Origin of the sequence: Psychrobacter sp. JCM 18901 (assembly GCF_000586435.1) — a bacterium.
Taxonomy (GTDB): domain Bacteria; phylum Pseudomonadota; class Gammaproteobacteria; order Pseudomonadales; family Moraxellaceae; genus Psychrobacter.
In genome coordinates this window covers 1-5,769 of the sequence record NZ_BAWH01000038.1, presented here as the reverse complement: position 1 = coordinate 5,769, position 5,769 = coordinate 1, and the positions used below count along the sequence as shown (strand labels likewise).

Genomic DNA, 5,769 nt, shown 5'->3' with positions numbered 1-5,769 from the left:
CAAAGAAAATCCCCCGACAAGCTAATGTCGGGGGATATTTCAGAATAGAGAGCTGACGATGACCTACTCTCACATGGGCGAACCACACTACCATTGGCGCTACGATGTTTCACTTCTGAGTTCGGGAAGGGATCAGGTGGGGCCATCGCGCTATTGTCGTCAGCAAAGGGGGTTAGATATGAGTCTGTTGTTTTTATTGTTTGACTATAAATGTTTAGTTTATGGTCGATCAACTTGTAACCTAACTGAATCAAGGTTAAAGGTGATATCGAAATGTTCTTTCTTATTCTATAGCCTGAGCTATACAAGATAGATTAATTAGACTTGGTTACAAACCACTTGGGTGTTGTATGGTCAAGCCAAACGAGCAATTAGTACAGGTTAGCTACACACATCGCTGCGCTTCCACACCCTGCCTATCAACGTCCTAGTCTTGAACGGCTCTTTAGGGAAATCTAATCTTGAGGTGGGCTTCCCGCTTAGATGCTTTCAGCGGTTATCCCATCCGAACGTAGCTACCGGGCAATGCCACTGGCGTGACAACCCGAACACCAGAGGTTCGTCCACTCTGGTCCTCTCGTACTAGGAGCAGATCCTCTCAAATTTCCAACGCCCACGGTAGATAGGGACCGAACTGTCTCACGACGTTCTAAACCCAGCTCGCGTACCTCTTTAAATGGCGAACAGCCATACCCTTAGGACCTGCTTCAGCCCTAGGATGAGATGAGCCGACATCGAGGTGCCAAACACCGCCGTCGATATGAACTCTTGGGCGGTATCAGCCTGTTATCCCCAGAGTACCTTTTATCCGTTGAGCGATGGCCCTTCCATACAGAACCACCGGATCACTAAGACCTACTTTCGTACCTGCTCGACTTGTGGGTCTCGCAGTTAAGCGCGCTTTTGCCTTTATACTCTACGACCGATTTCCGACCGGTCTGAGCGCACCTTCGTACTCCTCCGTTACTCTTTAGGAGGAGACCGCCCCAGTCAAACTACCCACCATACATTGTCCTCGGTATTGTTATACCTGAGTTAGAACCCCAACATGACCAGGGTGGTATTTCAAGATTGGCTCCACCGAGACTAGCGTCTCGGCTTCAAAGCCTCCCACCTATCCTGCACAAGTCAGGTCAAAGTTCAATGTAAAGCTGTAGTAAAGGTTCACGGGGTCTTTCCGTCTAGCCGCGGGTACACAGCATCTTCACTGCGATTTCGATTTCACTGAGTCTCTGCTGGAGACAGCGCTGCCATCATTATGTCATTCGTGCAGGTCGGAACTTACCCGACAAGGAATTTCGCTACCTTAGGACCGTTATAGTTACGGCCGCCGTTTACTGGGGCTTCGATCAAGAGCTTCGCTTACGCTAACCCCATCAATTAACCTTCCAGCACCGGGCAGACATCACACCCTATACGTCCACTTTCGTGTTTGCAGAGTGCTGTGTTTTTAATAAACAGTTGCAGCAGCCTGGTATCTGCGACTGCCAACAGCTCAAGGAGCAAGTCCTATCACCATCAACAGCGTACCTTCTCCCGAAGTTACGGTACCATTTTGCCTAGTTCCTTCAGCAGAGTTCTCTCAAGCGCCTTGGTATTCTCTACCTGATCACCTGTGTCGGTTTAGGGTACGATTCGTTTATAACTATTGCTTAGAAGCTTTTCCTGGAAGCATGGTATTTGCCACTTCGCTGTACAAGTACAGCTTGCTATCAGATCTCGGTATAGAATAGCCCGGATTTACCTAAGCTATAAACCTACATCCTTTCACCTGGACAACCAACGCCAGGCTGACATAACCTTCTCCGTCCCTCCATCGCATTATAAACAAGTATCGGAATATTAACCGATTTCCCATCGACTACGCCTTTCGGCCTCGCCTTAGGGGTCGACTCACCCAGCCCCGATTAACGTTGGACTGGAACCCTTGATCTTCCGGCGTGCGAGCTTTTCACTCGCATTATCGTTACTCACGTCAGCATTCGCTCTTGTGATACCTCCAGCATGCTTTACAACACACCTTCACAGGCTTACACAACGCTCCCCTACCACTTGAAAACAAATTCAAATCCGCAGCTTCGGCTCCTAGTTTGAGCCCCGTTACATCTTCCGCGCGGGCCGACTCGACTAGTGAGCTATTACGCTTTCTTTAAAGGATGGCTGCTTCTAAGCCAACCTCCTAGCTGTCTATGCCTTCCCACCTCGTTTCCCACTTAACTAGGAATTTGGGGCCTTAGCTGGCGGTCTGGGTTGTTTCCCTCTCCACGATGGACGTTAGCACCCACCGTGTGTCTCCCGGATATCACTCATCGGTATTCGGAGTTTGCATCGGTTTGGTAAGTCGGTATGACCCCCTAGCCGAAACAGTGCTCTACCCCCAATGGTGTTCGTCCGAGGCGCTACCTAAATAGCTTTCGGGGAGAACCAGCTATCACCGAGTTTGATTAGCCTTTCACCCCTATCCACAAGTCATCCCCTGGCTTTTCAACGACAGTGGGTTCGGTCCTCCGGTGCCTGTTACGGCACTTTCAACCTGCTCATGGATAGATCACTCGGTTTCGGGTCTATACCCTGCAACTAAACGCCCTATTAAGACTCGGTTTCCCTACGGCTCCCCTAAACGGTTAACCTTGCTACAGAATATAAGTCGCTGACCCATTATACAAAAGGTACGCGGTCACCCAACAAGTGGGCTCCCACTGCTTGTACGCACACGGTTTCAGGTTCTATTTCACTCCCCTCACAGGGGTTCTTTTCGCCTTTCCCTCACGGTACTGGTTCACTATCGGTCAGTCAGGAGTATTTAGCCTTGGAGGATGGTCCCCCCATCTTCAAACAGGATTTCTCGTGCCCCGCTCTACTTAATATGTTAACTCTAATGTTTCGAATACAGGACTATCACCTACTACGGTCAGCTTTCCCACGCTGTTCTTCTACATTAGAATTAATCGGCTTCTCCCCGTTCGCTCGCCGCTACTAGGGGAATCTCAATTGATGTCTATTCCTAAGGGTACTGAGATGTTTCACTTCCCCTCGTTCGCTTCCTAATAAATTAGGATACCTACCTTATGGTAAGTGGGTTTCCCCATTCAGAAATCTCCGGATCACAGGATATTGCCGCCTCCCCGAAGCTTATCGCAGGCTGTCACGTCTTTCATCGCCTCTGACTGCCAAGCATCCACCATGTGCGCTTCATTACTTGACCATACAACCCCAAGTAGTCTTTCGACTTCTAAGTGTCATACAATCTAATTATGATAACGATATCACCTATGTTTATACGCTTGATTCAGTTCTCTTTACTTTTTTTAATAACTCACCCCTGGGATAACAACTGATGTCGTTAAGAGGTGAGTTATTAAGGTTAAGAAGTGCGCGTGAACACGCTCTTCCTAACCCAGACTCATATCTATGTTTTTAAATAGTCTCTATGCTCTCGTCGAGTCACAGATTCTGTATAAAACAGAAAGAAGTAATCATTAACAATCACTTGTTTCTATTTAATACCTATTTATTTATTAGCATCTAAAGCTTACTTAACCGTCTTAGTAGTGGTGGAGCCAAACGGAGTCGAACCGTTGACCTCCTGCGTGCAAGGCAGGCGCTCTACCAACTGAGCTATGGCCCCATTGTAAAATGGTGGGTCTAGGTGGACTTGAACCACCGACCCCCGCGTTATCAACACGGTGCTCTAACCAGCTGAGCTACAGACCCTAATACGTTTGTTAAAAACGTAAGCTTAAACTAAAGAACAACTTGTTGTGAATTCTTGCTGACCGAATGCGTCTATAAGGAGGTGATCCAGCCGCAGGTTCCCCTACGGCTACCTTGTTACGACTTCACCCCAGTCATCAACCACACCGTGGTGAACGCCTCCCCGAAGGTTAAGCTATCCACTTCTGGTGCAATCAACTCCCATGGTGTGACGGGCGGTGTGTACAAGGCCCGGGAACGTATTCACCGCGGCATTCTGATCCGCGATTACTAGCGATTCCTACTTCATGGAGTCGAGTTGCAGACTCCAATCTGGACTACGATAGGCTTTTTGAGATTCGCATCACATCGCTGTGTAGCTGCCCTCTGTACCTACCATTGTAGCACGTGTGTAGCCCTGGTCGTAAGGGCCATGATGACTTGACGTCGTCCCCGCCTTCCTCCAGTTTGTCACTGGCAGTATCCTTAGAGTTCCCGGCTTAACCCGCTGGTAACTAAGGACAAGGGTTGCGCTCGTTGCGGGACTTAACCCAACATCTCACGACACGAGCTGACGACAGCCATGCAGCACCTGTATTCTAATTCCCGAAGGCACTCCCGCATCTCTGCAGGATTCTAGATATGTCAAGACCAGGTAAGGTTCTTCGCGTTGCATCGAATTAAACCACATGCTCCACCGCTTGTGCGGGCCCCCGTCAATTCATTTGAGTTTTAACCTTGCGGCCGTACTCCCCAGGCGGTCTACTTATTGCGTTAGCTGCGTCACTAAGTCCTCAAGGGACCCAACGACTAGTAGACATCGTTTACGGCGTGGACTACCAGGGTATCTAATCCTGTTTGCTACCCACGCTTTCGAGCCTCAGTGTCAGTATGATGCCAGGAAGCTGCCTTCGCCATCGGTATTCCTTCAGATCTCTACGCATTTCACCGCTACACCTGAAATTCTACTTCCCTCTCACCTACTCTAGCCTAACAGTTTCAGATGCAGTTCCCAGGTTAAGCCCGGGGATTTCACATCTGACTTATCAAGCCACCTACGCTCGCTTTACGCCCAGTAATTCCGATTAACGCTTGCACCCTCTGTATTACCGCGGCTGCTGGCACAGAGTTAGCCGGTGCTTATTCTGCAGCTAATGTCATCGTCTCCGGGTATTAACCGAAGAGTCTTCTTCACTGCTTAAAGTGCTTTACAACCAAAAGGCCTTCTTCACACACGCGGCATGGCTGGATCAGGGTTTCCCCCATTGTCCAATATTCCCCACTGCTGCCTCCCGTAGGAGTCCGGGCCGTGTCTCAGTCCCGGTGTGGCTGATCATCCTCTCAGACCAGCTACAGATCGTCGCCATGGTAGGCCTTTACCCCACCATCTAGCTAATCCGACTTAGGCTCATCTAATAGCGAGAGCAGTAAACTGCCCCCTTTCTCCCGTAGGTCGTATGCGGTATTAATACGAGTTTCCCCGTGCTATCCCCCACTACTAGGTAGATTCCTAAGTATTACTCACCCGTCCGCCGCTCGACGCCTGGTAGCAAGCTACCATCGTTTCCGCTCGACTTGCATGTGTTAAGCCTGCCGCCAGCGTTCAATCTGAGCCATGATCAAACTCTTCAGTTTAATCTTGCTATGAAGCTCTTTAAAGAAGCTTCTAAACTTGGCTCATTTAATCTGGCAAAATCGCTAAAAATTATGTTCGTAATGAATTAACTTTGAGTTTTTCTGCTGTCTTAAATGATAATTTTTATAGTTAATAATCTTTCCGAAAAGAAAAGATAGTCAACTTTATTTTTTAGCATTCTGAATCAGCAAAAATCCACACAAGTTGTTCTTTAGTTATGCTTTTAAATAATGTCTGACACTGTCGTCCAGTGCTAGTATTTCAAACTAAATAAGTCAGCCAATGTGGCTTATCCTATTTAGCGAGCTGACCATCATATCATGTTTTAATAGTCTGTCAACTTCTTTTTTTAATTTGTTTCAACAAGTTAACTGGGTTATTAATGTGTAATCTACACACTAGCTACTTCCAGCTCGTCTTGATGAGGTGCGTATTATAGA

General features: G+C 48.0%; 2 tRNA genes and 3 rRNA genes. All 5 read right to left on the bottom strand.

Annotated elements, in window-relative coordinates:
* Nucleotides 1-50: 50 nt before the first annotated feature.
* Nucleotides 51-164 (bottom strand): 5S ribosomal RNA (rrf, locus tag TT11_RS16370).
* Nucleotides 165-350: 186 nt separating this feature from the next.
* A 23S ribosomal RNA gene (locus tag TT11_RS16365) occupies nt 351-3,205 on the bottom strand.
* Between the two features lie 347 nt (nt 3,206-3,552).
* Nucleotides 3,553-3,628, bottom strand: a tRNA-Ala gene (locus TT11_RS16360).
* A 9-nt stretch (nt 3,629-3,637) separates the two neighbouring features.
* A tRNA-Ile gene (locus TT11_RS16355) sits at nt 3,638-3,714 on the bottom strand.
* A 75-nt stretch (nt 3,715-3,789) separates the two neighbouring features.
* A 16S ribosomal RNA gene (locus tag TT11_RS16350) occupies nt 3,790-5,328 on the bottom strand.
* The 16S, 23S and 5S rRNA genes sit together here with 2 tRNA genes alongside, the layout of an rRNA operon.
* Between the last annotated feature and the right edge of the window lie 441 nt (nt 5,329-5,769).